This window comes from Stenotrophomonas sp. YAU14A_MKIMI4_1, from assembly GCF_003086855.1.
Taxonomy (GTDB): domain Bacteria; phylum Pseudomonadota; class Gammaproteobacteria; order Xanthomonadales; family Xanthomonadaceae; genus Stenotrophomonas.
Genome location: NZ_CP025998.1, coordinates 702,822 through 719,264, shown reverse-complemented (window position 1 = coordinate 719,264; position 16,443 = coordinate 702,822). Strand labels below are relative to the sequence as shown.

Genomic DNA, 16,443 nt, shown 5'->3' with positions numbered 1-16,443 from the left:
TCGATCTTCACGCTTGCGGCATCAACACACAGTCAACACATCAACCTGACGCGCGCACCCGAAGGCACGCGCTGTTGCCTTACGCCGGTTCTGCGGGGGGAAGCTCGAACACCTGGCGCAGGTAAGCCAGGTAGCCAGGGTCGTCGCACATGCTCTTGCCCGGCGAATCGCTGAGCTTGGCCACCGGCTGGCCGTTGCAGCGGACCATCTTGATGACGATGTTGAGCGGGGTCGGGCCCAGATCGTTGGTCAGGTGCGTACCCACGCCGAAGGCCACCTGGCAGCGGCCACGGAAGTAGTCGTACAGGCGCATGACCTTGGTGATGTCCAGGCCATCGCTGAACACCAGTACCTTGCTGCGGGCATCCACGCGGCGCTGCTGGAAGTGCGCCAGCATGCGGTCGCCCCAGTCGAACGGGTCGCCCGAATCATGGCGCACGCCGTCGAACAGCTTGCAGAAGTACATGTCGAAGTCGCGCAGGAAGGCATCCAGCCCGACCACGTCGGACAGTGCAATGCCCAGGTCGCCGCGGTACTCGCGCGCCCACGACTCCAGCGCCGCCACCTGCGAATCGCGCAGGCGCGGCCCCAGTGCCTGGAAGGCCTGCAGGTATTCGTGGGCCATGGTGCCGTGCGGGGTCATGCCGTACAGGCGGGCGAAATGCACGTTGCTGGTGCCCACCAGCTGCGGGCCCAGCGCATCGCGCAGCAGCGGCAGCAGGCGTGCATGCCAGTCGCGCGAATAACGCCGGCGGCTGCCATAGTCGGCAATGCGGCACTGTTCGAAACCGGGGGTATCGCGCAGCAGCGCGGCCTTGGCCTGCAGGCGGCGCTCGCCCTCGGCGAAATCGGCGGTGGTGGTGTTGCGGAACCAGACTTCGTTGATGATCGCCAGCAGCGGCACTTCAAACAGGATGGTGTGCAGCCACGGCCCGGTGATGTCCAGGTCGATCTCGCCGGGCACGGTCTGCGACGGACGCAGGCGGATGTATTTGCGGTCCAGGTGGAACAGGCCGAGGAAATCGGCGAAGTCCGGCTTCACGAAGCGCAGGCCACGCATGTAGTCCAGCTCGGCATCGGTGAAGCGCAGGCTGCACAGATGGTCGATTTCCTCATCGATCTGTTCGATGTAGCGCGCCAGGTCGATACCGGGGTTGCGGCACTTGAACCGGTACTGCACCTGGGCGCTGGGGTACTGGTGCAGCACCGCCTGCATCATGGTGAATTTGTACAGGTCGGTGTCGAGCAGGGACTGGATGATGGCCATGGCGCCATTATGCGCCCGATCAGGTGAATCGCGTTCCCGCAATCGGGCCAATACCCGGCCCTCCCCGGCGGTCAGAGCGCCTTGCGCAGCAATCGGGGGACCAGAAGCAGCGCATGCGCCCAGATCGCGCCCCACACCAGCCCCCGCACCGGCCACGAGCGCTGCTTCGCCTCGAACTTGCTGAAGTAGCGCCACAGGCCGCGATGCTTGTGCCATTCCACGAAGAACGGCCGCGAGCGGCTGGAGACCCCACGCACGTGGGTGACCTGCAGATCGTTGGCGATGGCCACCACCCCGCCGGCGTCGCGCACGCGGCGGCACAGGTCCAGGTCTTCGGCATGCAGCCGGTACCCCGCATCCCAGCCGCCGATGCGGTCGAACAAGGCGCGCGGCATCAGCAGCAGCGCGCCGGACAGGGCCGGCACCACCTGCAGCGTCTGCTGCGGATCACGCGGGATGGCCAGCCGGCCGCCACGGCCCGGCGAGCGCAGCATGGCCAGGAAATCCGGATCGCGGCGGCGCACGGCATCGTCGGCCTGGCCCTGCTCGTCCACCTGTTCCACCCCCAGCAGCGCATCCCCCAGGCCTTCGGCGTGCGCGCGCAGCGCGGCCAGGGTATCGGGCTCGACCATCAGGTCCGGATTGATGAAGGCCAGCCAGGGGCTGTGCGAATCGGCCACGCCCTGGTTGTTGGCCGCAGCGAAGCCGGGGTTGTCCGGATTGCCGATGAAGCGCACGCGCGCATCGTGGCTGGCATGGCGCTGGATGATGTCCAGCGTGTCGTCCAGCGAGCCGTTGTCGATGACGCGGATTTCGGCCACATCCTGCGACTGGCGCAGCCGCGACAGGCAGGCATCGATGGTGCTGCCGCTCTGGTAGGTCACAACGATGGCGGCGATGGCGGACTTCAAGCGGGCGACTCCGGCGGCGATGGCTGCGCGAACAGGTCGCCCTGCCCGCGCGGCATTATCGCCTGCTGCAGCTGCTGTTGCAGATCCTGGCGCAACCCGTGCAGCGGGTCGTGCATCAGGAAATCGGCCAGCCGCGGCATCCAGCCGGGCCAGCGCGCGGCCAGCGCTTCCAGGTCGCCTTCGCGGCTGGGGGCTTCGCCGGCGCGGCTGACGAAGGCGTTCTCGCACAGCACGTTGCGCCAGCCCAGACCGGCCATGCGCAGGCTCAGGTCGACCAGCGCGGCGTTCCAGCCCAGGTAACTGTCCACGTCCAGGCCACCCGCGCGGCGGCGCGCGTTACCGCGCACCAGCACCGCATGGGTCACCGCCGAGGGCAGTTCGGGGTGCAGGCTGGGCAAGGCGGCGCAGGTATGGGCCAGCAGGGCCGGGTCAGCAGGCTCCGGATTGATCTCGCCCAGCCGCGGCCAGGCGGCGGTTTCGCCGGCGTTGCACCAGGGTGTGGCGGTGGCAATGGCGGCATCGCGGGCGAAGCAGGCCTGCAGCTGTTGCAGCCAACCGGGCGCTGGCACGCAGTCGGGTGCGAGCACGGCCACATCCAGCCCTTCGCAGGCACGCAGCATTTCATCCAGGTGGGCCACTTCGCCCAGCGGTCGCGCGCGGCGGGTGTATTCGGCCTGCAGCGGTGTATGCGCCAGCCAGTGTTCAACCACGGCCTGCGCACGCGGCCCGGCCTGTGCATCGTCGGCCAACCAGACGGCGGTACCGGGTGCGGTACCGGCATCCAGCGCGGCCAGGCAGCGGTCCAGTACGGCATCGTCCACGCCCAGCGGCAACAACACGATCGCCCCCATCCCGCCTCCGTGGTTGTCGTTGGGCGAAGGGTAGCACTGGCCGGGTTGCACCCGGCACCCGCAGAAGCAAGAGCCGGAGCAACAGCAACAGCGGGCGATCCGTGGGTTGGCGGGGTGGGTCCGGTTGCGGGGGACGCCGCAAGTACGTCCCTGTAGGCTTGGCCGCGGCATCCATGCCGCGGACACCCCCGCAACCGGACCCACCCCGCCTTCGACAGTTTCCAGCGATCTGTTGGAACAGCTCGGGGTCGGATCCCGTTGCTGCGCAACGGGCTCTGACCCAGATGGTTTTGGATATCTGACAGATGTGTCGACCCAGGTCGACACCTACCAACCGCTGATGGTTTTGGATATCTGACAGATGTGTCGACCAAGGTCGACACCTACCAACAGCAGAGGAGAACTGTCAGAGGTGGGGCGGTGTCGGAGGGCGGGGTGTCAGCCGCATGGATGCGGCTGCCAAGCCTACAAGGACGTACTTGCGGCGTCCCCGCACTCCGACACCGGCCCGCCCCCCACGGAATGCCCGCTTTTGCCGTTGCCGTGGCCTTGAGGCAGGTGCAGGGCTGCAAGCCCTGCCGGCCTTACTTCTTGCGGGCGCCGGGGGCGATCGGCTCCATGGCGCGGAAGCGGCTGCTGTATTCGTCGGTCAGCGCGCGCGCTTCCTGGCCGTTGCGCACGATCGTCGGGGTCAGCAGCACGATCACTTCCGAACGGCGGCTGTTGCGCGTCTTGCTGCCAAACAGCGCACCCACCACCGGAATGCGGCTCAGGCCGGGAATACCGTTGTGCTCATCAGTGCCCGAATCGGTGATCAGGCCGGCCAGCATGATGGTGTCGCCACTCTGGATGGCCGCTTCGGTGGACAGCTTGCGGGTGGAAATGCGCGGGTTGCACTGGGTGCGGGTCGGGTCGCAGTTGGCCGCCACGTCGCCGGCGCTGCTCACTTCCTGCACGATGTCCATGAACACCGTGCCATCGCGGGTCACCCGCGGGCGCACCTTCAGGATCACGCCGGTGTCGATGTACTGCACCTGGCTGTAGGTGTTGTCGGTGCCCACGCCGGTGTTCACCGACACCGTGCTGATCGGCACCTTGTCGCCCACGTTCAAGGTGGCTTCGGCATTGTTGCGCACGAAGATCGACGGGGTCTGCAGCAGGCGCAGGTCGGTGACCTTGTCCAGTGCGCTGACCACCGCGGCGGCGTTCTTGCCCAGGAAGGTCCAGCCCAGCCCTTCGCTGCCGGTGATCGCGCCGGCGAAGGTGCCCCACACGTTGCGGCCCAGGGCGCTGGGCAGGGTGGCATCGCCGGTGGCGCCGGGGAAGGTCTGGCCCTGCACGGCATTCTCGAAGTACCAGTTCACGCCGTAGCTCAGTTCGCCCTGCAGCGAGACTTCGGCCACCTGCGCTTCGATATGCACCTGCAACGGCATGACGTCCAGCTTCTCGATCACTTCGCGGATCGACCGCCAGGCCTGCGGGGTGGCGCGTACCAGCAGCGCATTGGTTTCTTCCACCGCCGACACGCCAACGGTGTCGCCTTCCACGTCCAGGCTGACGCTGATGTTGCCTTCTTGGCGCTGCGGCAGGTTCATGGTGCTGGCCATGCCGCTGCTGCTGGAAACCGTGCTGCCCAGCGTGCTGCTGTCGGTGCGGGTGTCGGTCTGGCCGGTGCTGTCCAGCTGCATCGGCTGCGCGCCCGGGGCCAGCGTGGTGGCACTGCCGCGGTTGTTGCGGCTGTTGCTGCTGGCAAACGCTTCGGACAGGCGCTGGGCCAGGTCACGCGCCTTGATGTAGCGCAGTTCGTAGGAGAACAGGCGGGCGCTGCCACCGGCGGTGTCGATGCGGTCCAGCCACTGCTGGATCTGGTCCAGGTAGCGCGCCTGCGGGGTGATGACCAGCACGGCGTTGGCGTTTTCCAGCGGCAGGAAACGCAACATGCCGGCGCTGGGGGTCTTGCTGTCTTCGCCGAAGACTTTTTCCAGATCGGCAGCGACCTGTTCGGCCTTGCCCGACTGGATCGGGAACACGCCCACCGACATGCCCGACAGCCAGTCCACGTCGAAGATCTCGACGGTGTGCAGGTAGTTTTCCAGTTCGGCACGGGTGCCGCCCAGGGTGATCACGTTGCGCCCGGTATCGACATTGACGATGGCGTTGGGCCGCGCGTACGGCTCCAGCACCTTCTTCATTTCGCTGGCGGAGATGAACTGCAGCGGCACCACGCGCACCTCGAAGCCACGGGCGCTGGAGGCCGGTGCGGTACTGGGCGCGACGGTGCCGGCCAGGGCCTGGTCGGCGGCGACGATGTTGTAACGGCCGCCGCTGTAGACCATGCGCGCGTTGTTCCAGCCCAGCACCATCTCCAGCAGGTTCAGTGCCTGTGCCGGCGACACCGGCTTGGGCGTGGCCAGGGTGACCGTGCCCTGCACGCCCGGTGCGATCACGTAGTTCTGGCCCAGCATGTCGCCGAGGATGGCCTTGACCACCGCGTGTACCGATTCGCCCTCGAAATTGAAGGTGGCACTGCCGCTGCTGGCGGTATTCAGCGCCGGCGACGGTGCGCGCGCGGCCTCGCGGTTGATCATGGTGCCGCTCCCACGACGGATGACCGCCTGCGGCGCGCCGCTCTGGCCATCACCTTCGGCCACCTGCGCATCGGCGGCGGCCTGGCCGGCCGGCGGCGTGGGTTGCGGGTTGCCGTTGCGCTGCACGTGCGGGCCGGACACCGTGGTGCAGCCGACCAGCAGCGCAAGGAGGAACGAGGAAGAAAGGAAACGCAGGTTCATGCATTCACTCTATCGGTTGGTGCCATCGCCCGTGGGCGGCGACGGTTGTTGCTGCTGCTGTTGTTGCTGCTGCAGCTGACGGCGACGGGCCTGGATGCGTTCGCGGATGGCCTGCATCTGCGCTTCGCTGGGACCGTTGGCATTGGTGTTGGGGGCAGGCGTGCTCTGCGCCGCCGGACCGGCAGTCGCAGAGGCCGCAAGGTCGACCGGGCGCTGGGCGCTGCTGTTGCTGCCGCTGGCCGGGCTGGGTGGCGGTGGCGGCACCACCACGCCTGCCGGCGGCACCGCGCCATTGGCCCCGCGCAGCACGGTCGGCGGTTCGCCGCCCTGCCCGTTGAAGGTGGCCAGTTCCAGCACCTGGTTGCCCGACGGGCCGATGACCGTGGCCTGGCGCGGTTCCAGCGCGACCAGCTGCCAGCCGTCCACGGCCTCGCCGTTCAGGCGCAGGCGCAGTGAGCGGTTCTGTTCGGTGGTGAAGGTGGCCATGCTGAAACTGTCGGTCAGCAGCACGCCGGTCAGGCGCAGGGCCGCGCTGGCGGCCGGTTCGCTGCCGCCCAGCAGATACGGGCGCGGGCGCCGGTCTTCGGCGAACAACGGGCGTTCGCTGATGGCGCTGTAACTGTCGGCCGCAGCCATGCGTTCGGGCGCCAGTGGCGGCAGCGAGGGCAATGCTGCGGCACGGTCGGCATCGTCCGGGCCTGCTGGCAGGCGGCTGCCCAGGCCGAAGCCGGTGGCCAGCCACAGCGCGCCTGCCCAGCCGGCCACGGCCAGCAGCAGCCCCATGCGCAGCGGAAGCGCATCGAGTTTCATTCGGCGCCCTCCCCTGCATCGGAATCGGCGGCGGCATCGGCCGCGGCATCCGCAGCCGGCTCAGCCGGAGCGGCCGCTTCCGGTGCAACGCCCGCAGCGTTGGCAACCGCCGGTGCCGCGCTGTCGGCCGCCGCGCCGGGCAACAGGTAACCGGCCAGCTCGAAGGACACATCCAGGCCCAGGCCGGATTCATTGGCCGACTGCTGGAAGCGCTGCGCGATCAGGTTCAGGTTGTCCACGAACAGACGCGGGCTGCCGGTTTCCAGGCTGTGCAGCACGGTGGCCAGCTCGGCCACGCCACAGCGCAGCCGCACCTGCATGGCCACGCGCACGAATTCGGCATCGCGTCGGTTGTCGGTCAGCGGCGTGCGGTTGCTGATCGTGCAGCTGCGATTGCCGGGGCTGGCCATGGCCACCGCATCCTGCAGCCGTGCGCCCAGCGCGGCGGCAGCCGCTTCGGCGGTGGCTTCGCGCAGGAAGCCGGGGCGCTGTTCCAGCACCTGGCGGGTTTCCTTCAAGCGTTGTTCGATCTGCGGCTGCTGCTGCAGCTGCGCCTGCACGCGTTGCTGGCGTTCGCGCAGCGCGGCCACGTCTTCGTTGATGGCCAGCAGCGGCTGGGTGAACCAGGGGTGCACCAGCAGCAGGTAGGCCACGCCCAGCACGGCCAGCAGCAGGGCCAGCGCCAGCCAGCGGTCACGGCGTGGGTTGGGCATCGGCATCGGCCGCCTCCTTGCGTGCAGCGGGGGCGGCGGCGGCGGCCGGCAACGGCTGCAGTTCGGCGGTCAGGGTGAAGCGGTCGCGGCCACTGCTGGCGCCGTCGGCCTGCAGCACGCCGGTCAGGTTCACCTTGCGCCACTGCGGCGCATCCTGCAGCAGCGCGACCAGTTGCGATGCCTGCCCACTGAGCCCGATCAACTGCAGGCTGTTGTTCTCGATCGCCAGTTTTTCCAGATAGGTGCCGTCGGGCAGGCGCCGGGTCAGCTCGGTCCACAGTTCCACCGTGGTGGCACGCTGGCTGCGCTGCTTTTCCAGGAAGGCGGCGCCGTCGATCAGCGCCTGCAGCTGGCTGCGTTCACTGGCCACGCCGCGGGCACTGCGGGCGCTGCGCTCGACCTGTTCGCGCAGGGCGTCGGCGGCGTCGCGCCGGTTGTCCAGCAACTGCAGTGCAGCCAGCACCAGCATCAGCAGCGCCGCGGCCGCCAACACCAGGTTCCAGCGCCGGCTGGGATCCACGCGGCGCTGGCGTTGCGCCGGCGGCAGCAGGTTCACCTGCAGCGTGTGGCCGTGTTCGTCGATGGCATCCACGCCGGCCAGGGCATCGGCCCAGTCACCGGCCTGGCTGCGCCAGGTGTCCAGCTGGCGCAGCGGCCAGGCGACCAGCTCGACCTGCAGCAGGCCATCGCCGGCCGTGCCCAGGGCGCGCACGTCGTAGCTGACCTGGCTGGCCTCGAAGGGTGTCTGCCGGTCGATTTCATAGCCCACCACGGCGTGCAGGCGATCGGCGGCGGCGCTGGGCAGGCGCAGGCTGCGGCGCAGGACCTGTGCCACCGGCAGCAGCCAGACGCGCGGCAGGCGCCGCAGGCGCGGTTCCAGCACGCGGTCCAGATCGGCCGGCGCCAGCGGCCACGGCAGGCGCACCACGCGTTCGGGGCCGGCGCTGCCATCACGCCAGACCTGCACCTGGTCGCCGTCGCGCTGCAGCAGCAGACGCGCCTGCGACCAGCCCAGCGCCCACTGCCAGCGTGCCGGCACCCAGGCCAGCAACGATTGCCGCCACCAGCGCAGGAAATGGCCGACGCCAGGGCCGATCCGGCCCTGCACCTGCCGCACGCTGTCCTGCCATGCTGTCATCTTGCTGCCATTCCCTGCTCCCAGCGAAGCACTGTGTAGGTCTGGCCGGGCACTCCGCCCGAGCCGTTGCGTACCACCGCCTTCAGAACCGACTGGCGTCCACTGCCGTCGATGGCGCGGCACTCGATACTATAGGTGCCGCTGCCGCTGGCAAGGGTTGACGTGCCCGCACCTGAATCTTCGTCACGCTCCTGCTGGGCCCGTTGCGCCAATACCTGCTCGGCGTCCAGCCCCAGCGCCGCCAGCACCGGGGCGGTGGCGAAGCGCGGATCGGGCCGCGCCATGCGGCTGTACAGGGTGATGTGCGGCAGCATGGCCTGGTACAGCGCCGCGCGCATGCCCAGCACCCGCTGCAGCTCGCCCAGGGTTTCAAAGCGCTTGTTGCGCGGGCCATACGGCAGGCCGGCCGCTGCGTAGTCGGGCGCTTCGGCGCCACCGCCGGGCTGCTGCAGGCTGTCCTCGTCGCGCCAGTCGATGATGGCCCCGGCCAGCCGCTGCGCCTCGTCGGGACTTTCGCCCAATGCCTTCAGGAAGGCGGTGAGCAGCGCAGCGTCGGCGACATTCAGATTGATCTTGCCGTTCTCGTCCACCACGCGGATATCCACGCGGGCATCGTCGAACTGCCACCGGTAGGTGCGGCCGTCGGCCTGCCAGGCCGGGCGCTGCGGATCGGCGCGCAGTCGCATCAGCGCATATTCCAGGCCGGCACGCGCACGTTCCTGGCCGCGCCCGTCGTCATCCAGCACCCGCTGCTGCAGGTGCTCGACCCGGGCGGTCAGCGCGAATGCGCCCACCAGCGCGGTCATCAGTGCGATCAGCCACAGCACCAGCACCAGCGCGGCCCCGCGCCTGGTCCTCATCGGATGCCTCCGGCGGCACCACCGGCACGCAGGGCAACCACCAGCGGCGGCCAGGCCGGGCCGCGCGCGGGTCGCACCTGCACTTCCACCAGCAACGGCAGGCGGCGGGTATCGTCCCAGCGTGGCAACCAGTCGGTCATCTGGCCGCTGGCGGCATCCACGCCGCGGTAGCGCAGCTGCACATCACGCAGGTGCTCAGCCAGCACTTCCGGCGCACGCGGCGGGGTTTCCGGCAGCTGTTCGCCTTCCTGCAGCAGCACCAGGCCCAGCAACAGGCGGCGCTCGCCGGCCTGGCCCTCCACCTGCAGCGCGTGCAGGTAGGGGCCGCCGCGGCCCAGGTAGCCCGGCAGATCGGCCACGAACTGCATGCCGCTTTCATCGCCACTGAAGTACATCGGCTCGCGGGTGGGGTCCGGTACTTCCATCGGACTGCGCAGCGCTGCACTCAACTGCCGCCGCAGCAGCCCCTGCACCGCGCGCATGCGCTCGCTGTCGGCGGCGATCTGTTCACCACGTTGGCTGACCGCCATGGCCGAACGCACGCTGGCAAAGGCCAGCGCCAGGCCACCTGCCAGCAGCACGGTGGCCAGCATCACTTCCACCAGGGTGAAGCCGCGCGCCTGCCGTTTCACCGTGCACGCTCCAGGTCCGGCGGCAGCAGGCGCAGACTGCGCCAACGCAATTGTTCGCGCGCGCCATCGCCCCAGCGCACCTGCAACTGCAGTTCGGCCAGCCAGGGCGCGCCGGGGGAATCGGCGACAGGTACGTTGCCCGCGCGCGGCTCCACCCAGGGCTGCACCTGCAGCTCCCACTGGAAGCGCCCCTGCTCCCACTCGCCCTGCTGGCGCCCTGGCTGCAGCGGCTCTTCAACCCCGGCGGCGGCCAGCAATGACTGCGCATGCAGCACCGCGCGGGTGCGCAGCTCGGCGTCCTTCACCTGCCGCGCACCGCCGGACAGGCTGCCCAGCAGCAAGGTCAGCGCCAGGCCCAGCAGGGCGAAGGCCACGATCACTTCCAGCAGGGTGAAGCCACGCGCGCGCCGCTTCATTGCGCCTGCCACGGGCCGGAACGTACTTCGCCGGTCAGCCAGCCCACGTCGATGCGCCATTCGGCGCTGTCGCGCTGCAGGCGGATGCGGCCACCGCTGGCGCCGCCGTCCGGATGGAACTCGATCACGCCCTGTCCCGGCCCCGTGGACAACTGAGCGGCGCCTTCGAACTGCACCTGCAGCGTTTCCGGCAGCGTGCCCTGGCGCTGGTTGGCGCCGGTCCAGCGGTGCTGCGCCGGTTCGATAACGAACCGCTGCGGTTCGCCCCGCGCGATGGCCTGGGCGCGCACCATGCGCAGCTGGTTGGCGATGTCCTTGCCGGCGCTGCGCAGCTGCATGCCGGCAAAGCCGCGCGACAGGCCCGCGGCGGTGATCAGGCCGATGGCGGCGATCAGCGCGATCACCAGCAGCATTTCCAGCAGCGACAGGCCCGCTGCACGCCTGCCGTGCAGGCGCGGGCGGGGCAACCGGCGCGGCAGGATGCGGATCATGCAGGCTTACGGCTCGTAGCGGATATCGGCATCGACGCTGCTGCCGCCCTGCTTGCCATCCTTGCCCAGGCTGATCAGATCGTAGGGCTGGCCTTCACCCGGTGCGCGGTATTCCAGCGCATGCCCCCACGGGTCGTTCAGATCGGCCGCCTTGGCGTACGGGCCCAGCCAGCCACCGGTGCCTGCCGGGGCGTTGATCAGGTCTTCCAGCGTGCCCGGCAGCTTGCCGGTATCGAGCTGGTAGTTGTCGATCTTCGATGCCACGGTCTGCACCTGCGCCTTGGCGATGTTGGCCTTGCCGCGGTCGGCGCCGCCCAGCACGCGGCTGGCGACCAGGGTCAGCACCGCGCCGATCAGCACGATGACGATGATGATTTCCAGCAGGCTCATGCCCGACTGGTGGCGGGCGCCGGTGAAGGAAAGGCGGATCGGTCGACGGGAAGCAATCATGGTCGGTCCTTTCAGGTACGGAACAGCGGGAGTGTGGGAAGGGCCATCATCAACCGATGGCATTGGTCAGGTCGTACAGCGGCACCAGCACGGCCACGATCACCGCGCCGACCACCGAGGCCAGCACCAGGGTGATGGCCGGCACCATGGCCGCCAGCAGGCGATCGATGCGACGGGCACTGTCCTGTTCGAAGGTGTCGGCCGCCTTCAGCAGCATGGTGTCCAGCGCGCCGGATTCTTCGCCCACCTGGATCATCTGCAGGGCCAGGCGCGGGAAGCGCTTGCCGCGCGACAATGCCAGCGACAGGCCGGCACCGTTCTTCACTTCGTCTGCGGCGCTGTCCACATCGGTGGCCAGCGCGCGGTTGCCCAGCACGTTGCGGGCGATGCCCAGCGCGCCCAGCAGCGGCACGCCGTTGCGCAGCAGGGTGCCCAGGGTACGCGCCAGGCGTGCGGTTTCCAGTTCGCCCAGCAGGCGGCCGATGCCACGGCGCTGCAGCAGCCAGCCATCCAGTGCCAGGCGGAACGCGGGCTGGCGCAGCTTGCGTTCCAGCAGCAGCACCAGCACCGCCGGCACCACCAGCAGCAGGATCCACCAGTCGCGCACGAACAGGCCGATCTGCAGCACGATGTTGGTGAACCATGGCAACGCCACGTCCAGGCTTTCGTACATCTGCGCGAACTGCGGCACCACGTAGCCCAGCAGGAACAGCAGCGCACCGCCCACCACCACCAGCAGGATGGCCGGGTAGACCAGGGCGTTGACCACCTTGCCCTGCAGCGCGCGGCTGCGTTCCAGGTAATCGGCCAGGCGCTGCAGCGTGTCGTGCAGGCTGCCACCGGCTTCGCCGGCACGCACCATGTTCACGTACAGGCGCGAGAACAGACCGTGCTGCCGTTCCAGTGCCGTGGACAGCGGCGCGCCGCCACGCACCACGTCGCGGATGTCGGTGATCGCCCGGCGCGAGCGCTCGTCTTCGGGCAGGCCGAGCAGGATCGACAGTGCGCGATCCAGCGGCTGCCCAGCGGCCAGCAAGGTGGCCAGCTGCTGGGTGAACTGCAGCAACGCCGCGCCCTGCAGCGGCCGCGGCCGGAACAGGCCACGCAGGCTGCTGCCGCCCACGGCGCCGCCATCGGCCAGCCGGGTTTCCATGGGCAGATGCCCCTGGTCCTGCAGGCGCGCGATCAGCTCGGCTTCGCTGGCCGCTTCCATCTGGCCATCGAAGACTTCGCCATGCGGGTTCAGCGCCTTGTAGCGGTAGTTCGGCATGTCAGCAGCAGGCTCCGGCGCGCATCAACCCTCCTCGGTCACGCGCAGCACTTCTTCGATGGTGGTCTGCCCGCTCAACGCCTTGGCCAGGCCATCTTCGTACATGGTGCGCATGCCGGCCTCGCGGGCGATGCGTTCGATCTCGCCCATGCCATCGCGGCGCATCACCGCGCGCCGCAGCGCATCGTTCATCACCAGGAATTCCATGATGGTGGTTCGCCCCAGGTAACCGGTAGGCGCCAGCGCCGACGGCTTCGGTCGGAACAGATGGATGGTGCCCTGCGGCTGCAGGCGGCGCAGTTCGAAACGTTCGATTTCCTCCGGCGAGGCCTCGTAGCGCTCGGCGTGGGTGGGCTCCAGGCGGCGCACCAGGCGCTGGGCCAGGATGCCGTTGATGGTGGACGTCAGCAGATAGTCTTCCACGCCCATGTCGAGCAGGCGGGTGATGCCACCGGCGGCGTTGTTGGTATGCAGGGTGGACAGCACCAGGTGACCGGTCAGCGCCGACTGGATCGCGATGCGCGCGGTTTCCAGATCGCGCATTTCGCCGATCATGATGATGTCCGGATCCTGGCGCACGATGCTGCGCAGCGCGTTGGCGAAATCCAGGCCGATCTGCGGCTTGGCCTGGATCTGGTTGATGCCTTCGATCTGGTATTCGACCGGGTCTTCGACGGTGATGATCTTGACGTCGGCGGTATTGAGCTGGCTGAGCGCGGTGTACAGCGTGGTGGTCTTGCCCGACCCAGTGGGACCAGTGACCAGCAGGATGCCGTGCGGTTGTTCCAGCACCTTGCGGAACTGCGGCAGGAAGGCATCGGTGAAACCGAGACGGTGGAAGTCGAACACCACGGTTTCGCGGTCGAGCAGGCGCATGACCACGCTTTCGCCGTGCGCGGTGGGAACGGTGCTGACACGCAGGTCGAGTTCCTTGCCCTGCACGCGCAGCATGATGCGGCCATCCTGCGGCAGGCGGCGCTCGGCGATGTTCAAGCGCGCCATGATCTTGATGCGGCTGATCACCGCCGCGGTCAGGTTGGCCGGCGGGCTTTCGCCCTCCACCAGCACGCCGTCCACGCGGTAACGCACCTTCAGCCGGCTTTCAAACGGTTCAACGTGGATATCGGAGGCGCGCAGTTCCACCGCCCGCTGGATGACCAGGTTGACCAGGCGGATGACCGGTGCTTCCGAGGCCAGGTCGCGCAGGTGTTCGATATCGTCCACCGCGCCGCCTTCACCATCGGCGGTTTCCACGATGGCGCCCATCGCGCTGCGGCCCTGGCCGAACCAGCGTTCAACCAGATCGTCGATTTCCGCGCGCATGCCCAGCACCGGAGTGACCGGTACGCCCAGCGCCAGCTGCACGGCCTGCTGCGGGTAGGGATCGTGCGCATCGGCCAGCCACAGGCGTACCCCGTGTTCGTCCAGCGCCAACGGGCAGACATGGAACTGCTTGAGGAACCTCTGCGACAGCGGCAGCCCTTCGGCCAGCGACTGCGGCGGGGCCTCGGGCAACTGCTTGCCTTCCAGCAGCGGCAGACCGAGCACGTCGGCGCTGGCCTGCGCCTGGTCACGTTCGGAGACCAGGCCCAGCCGCACCAGCAGCGCCAGCAGGCTGCCGCCGGCTTCGGCATGCAGTGGCCGCGCGCGCGCCAGGTCAGCATCCTTCAACCGGCCACGCGACAGCAGGGCATCCAGGATGCGGCCTTCGGCGTCGTCGTGGGCGGTAGCAGCGAGCGCGTTCACATGACTCTCCTGTCGATCGCCCTGACTTTAGCAGTTTGGCCGGGGTTTCCGCCGTCCTGCACGCGCAGGACAACAAAAGACGACGCCCGTCACCTTCCGGTAACGGGCGCCGCCAATTCACTTACGACAACATGTGCAACCGCTGGGCCGTTACTGGGTGGCCAGGATGGTCACGCCGCCGAATGCCGCCTCGCCCACCACCTTCACGTAGTAGGTGCCGGCAACCGGCTTGGCCACGCGCACGGTTTCGGTGTTGCCCGGGCGGGTCGACTTGGCATCGTTGTCGGTGGCGGTGGGCACGCGGCCCTGCGCCAGGTAGACCGACACATTGCCGGTGCCGCCATAGGTCAGCACGCTCAGCTGCTTGCCGGCTTCAGCCTGGAAGGTGTAGACGGTTTCGCTGCCAGCAGCGCCGGCCACGCCACTGACGGCGACCTTGTTGGTCAGCGGAATGCCTTCCGGTTCGCAGTTCTCGGTGCACGGTTCCTTCAGCGCGGCATCCAGTGCGGCCTTGGCATCGACGATGCCGGTGCCGATCGGGGTGGCGGCCGGAATGGTGACCGGGAAGCGACGTGCCGACTGCTTCAGCAGCGTTTCCAGCGCAGCCGGGCTGAGCGGATCCTTGCCATTGGCAGCCAGTGCGCTCTGCACCAGCGCGGCCACGGCAGCCACGTGCGGCGAGGACATGGAGGTACCGCCCTTGCCCATCAGCACCCACTCACCGGCATCGGGCGTGGTGTCGGAGCTGGAGCCGACCTGCCAGATGTAGCCGTTCGGGTTGCCGTCCACGCTGCCGCCGCCACCCGGTGCGGCCAGATCGACCACCGCGCCGTAGTTGGAGTAGTAGGTGATGCCGCCGGTGACGCGGGTGGCGCCGACCGAGACCACGTTGGCGCAGCTGGACGGACGGTAGTTGGCGGCGTTGTCGGTGTCATTGCCGGCCGCCACCACCACCAGGGTGCCGCGCGAGACGGCGCCATTGATTGCATCCTGGTAGGCCGCGTCGCACGCGCCACCGCCGCCCAGGCTCATGTTGATGATTTCAGCCGGCGTGGTGTTGGCCGGAATGCCGGCCACGGTGCCACCGGAGGCCCAGGTGATGGCGTCGCTGATGTCGGCCAGGGTGCCGCCGCACTTGCCGAGCACGCGCACCGGCAGCACCTTGGCCTTGTAGGCCAGGCCCGCCAGCGCGCTGCCGTTGTTGGTCACTTCGGCGATGGTGCCGGCCACGTGGGTGCCGTGCCAGGAGCTGCCTTCCGGCTGCGAGCCGTTGTAGCACTCGTTGGCCGTTTCCACCCAGTCACCGTAGTCGGTGGCGCCCGGGGCGCGACCGTCGGTCGGGCGGCGCGAGGATTCCTTGTCGCTGATGAAGTCGTAGCCCGGCAGCAGGTTGTCGCCGAAGTCCGGCACGCCCGGCAGGATGCCGGTGTCGAGCACAGCCACGACCACGCCTTCGCCCTGCGAGACATCCCACGCCGCCGGCGCGTTCACGCCGCTGGTGGCGTTGTAGAAGTTCCACTGGTACTGGGTGTAGTTCGGATCGTTGGGCACCAGTGCCGGCTGCGCGTTGCTGGCGCGCAGGTCCGAACGCTGCAGGCGCACGTTGGCCACGGCGTACTGCACCGACGGATCGGCGTTCAGCTCGGCCAGCACCTTCTTCATTTCCGCGCCGGCCAGGCGCGACTTCAGGCGGATCAGATCGCTACCGGTGCCGAGCTTGCGCTCGACCTGCGGCGACAGCGACAGCGCGCGGCTGCTGGTGCCGCTGCTGACAATCGCGCGCGACAGCGCCGACTGCACGACGGTGAGCTTGCTCGAACGGTCACTGGCGGCGGCGGTACCGGTGCGGTACTTGACGATGATGCCGTCCACGGCCTGCTGGTCGGCGCTGGCCACACGGGCCGGTGCGCTGGGCGTGCCCGGATTGATCGCATGGGCGGCACCGACGCCGACCGTCAGCGACAGCACGGCGGCAGCCAGTACGTTGATGCGAAGGTTCTGCTTCTTGGTCACGTTCGAAATCCTCTTCAAGGTCATGGTTGAGCTTTCCTTCTCCACCCATTGCACGGGCGGAGCTCACTACGGCCATCATTCCCTGC

General features: G+C 68.7%; 15 protein-coding genes. All 15 read right to left on the bottom strand.

The features are described 5' to 3' along the window. Positions 1–79: 79 nt before the first annotated feature. The 15 genes from pncB to C1931_RS03060 all read right to left on the bottom strand — a co-directional run bounded on the left by pncB (position 80) and on the right by C1931_RS03060 (position 16,357). On the bottom strand, positions 80–1,267 hold the full coding sequence (gene pncB, locus C1931_RS03130; RefSeq protein ID WP_108748482.1) for a nicotinate phosphoribosyltransferase: 1,188 nt from the start codon (positions 1,265–1,267) through the stop codon (positions 80–82). Positions 1,268–1,338: 71 nt separating this feature from the next. Then, positions 1,339–2,178, bottom strand: coding sequence for a glycosyltransferase family 2 protein (locus C1931_RS03125; RefSeq protein WP_108755381.1), 840 nt, complete (start codon positions 2,176–2,178; stop codon positions 1,339–1,341). Beyond that, a complete protein-coding gene (locus tag C1931_RS03120) occupies positions 2,175–3,029 on the bottom strand; it encodes a glycosyltransferase (protein WP_108755380.1) in 855 nt (284 codons plus the stop codon). The genes C1931_RS03125 and C1931_RS03120 overlap by 4 nt, the downstream gene beginning before the upstream one ends. Before the next feature lie 584 nt (positions 3,030–3,613). Then, on the bottom strand, positions 3,614–5,818 hold the full coding sequence (gene gspD / locus C1931_RS03115) for a type II secretion system secretin GspD (protein WP_108755379.1): 2,205 nt from the start codon (positions 5,816–5,818) through the stop codon (positions 3,614–3,616). Between the two features lie 9 nt (positions 5,819–5,827). Then, positions 5,828–6,628 carry a general secretion pathway protein GspN gene (locus tag C1931_RS03110; RefSeq protein WP_108755378.1) on the bottom strand — a complete coding sequence of 267 codons (801 nt, stop codon included), beginning with the start codon at positions 6,626–6,628 and terminating at the stop codon, positions 5,828–5,830. Beyond that, positions 6,625–7,341: a type II secretion system protein GspM gene (gene gspM / locus C1931_RS03105; protein WP_108757634.1), complete on the bottom strand. Its 717-nt coding sequence runs from the start codon at positions 7,339–7,341 to the stop codon at positions 6,625–6,627. The genes C1931_RS03110 and gspM overlap by 4 nt, the downstream gene beginning before the upstream one ends. Beyond that, on the bottom strand, positions 7,322–8,479 hold the full coding sequence (locus C1931_RS03100) for a PilN domain-containing protein (protein ID WP_108755377.1): 1,158 nt from the start codon (positions 8,477–8,479) through the stop codon (positions 7,322–7,324). Before C1931_RS03100 ends, gspM begins: the two co-directional genes overlap by 20 nt. Continuing rightward, a complete protein-coding gene (locus C1931_RS03095; RefSeq protein ID WP_108755376.1) occupies positions 8,476–9,339 on the bottom strand; it encodes a general secretion pathway protein GspK in 864 nt (287 codons plus the stop codon). The genes C1931_RS03100 and C1931_RS03095 overlap by 4 nt, the downstream gene beginning before the upstream one ends. Beyond that, a complete protein-coding gene (locus tag C1931_RS03090; RefSeq protein ID WP_108755375.1) occupies positions 9,336–9,971 on the bottom strand; it encodes a type II secretion system protein J in 636 nt (211 codons plus the stop codon). Before C1931_RS03090 ends, C1931_RS03095 begins: the two co-directional genes overlap by 4 nt. Further along, the gene (locus tag C1931_RS03085; RefSeq protein ID WP_108755374.1) at positions 9,968–10,387 is read right to left on the bottom strand and encodes a prepilin-type N-terminal cleavage/methylation domain-containing protein; all 420 of its coding nucleotides are present in this window, start codon (positions 10,385–10,387) and stop codon (positions 9,968–9,970) included. The genes C1931_RS03090 and C1931_RS03085 overlap by 4 nt, the downstream gene beginning before the upstream one ends. Beyond that, positions 10,384–10,878: a GspH/FimT family pseudopilin gene (locus tag C1931_RS03080; RefSeq protein WP_108755373.1), complete on the bottom strand. Its 495-nt coding sequence runs from the start codon at positions 10,876–10,878 to the stop codon at positions 10,384–10,386. The genes C1931_RS03085 and C1931_RS03080 overlap by 4 nt, the downstream gene beginning before the upstream one ends. A gap of 6 nt (positions 10,879–10,884) precedes the next feature. Beyond that, entirely contained in the window at positions 10,885–11,328 is a 444-nt protein-coding gene (gspG, locus tag C1931_RS03075) for a type II secretion system major pseudopilin GspG (RefSeq protein ID WP_108755372.1), read from the bottom strand. A 49-nt stretch (positions 11,329–11,377) separates the two neighbouring features. Then, positions 11,378–12,598, bottom strand: a complete 1,221-nt coding sequence (locus C1931_RS03070) for a type II secretion system F family protein (RefSeq protein ID WP_108748471.1) — start codon at positions 12,596–12,598, stop codon at positions 11,378–11,380. A gap of 24 nt (positions 12,599–12,622) precedes the next feature. Then, a complete protein-coding gene (gspE, locus tag C1931_RS03065) occupies positions 12,623–14,344 on the bottom strand; it encodes a type II secretion system ATPase GspE (RefSeq protein WP_108752131.1) in 1,722 nt (573 codons plus the stop codon). Between the two features lie 150 nt (positions 14,345–14,494). Then, positions 14,495–16,357, bottom strand: coding sequence for a S8 family peptidase (locus C1931_RS03060; protein ID WP_108757633.1), 1,863 nt, complete (start codon positions 16,355–16,357; stop codon positions 14,495–14,497). Between the last annotated feature and the right edge of the window lie 86 nt (positions 16,358–16,443).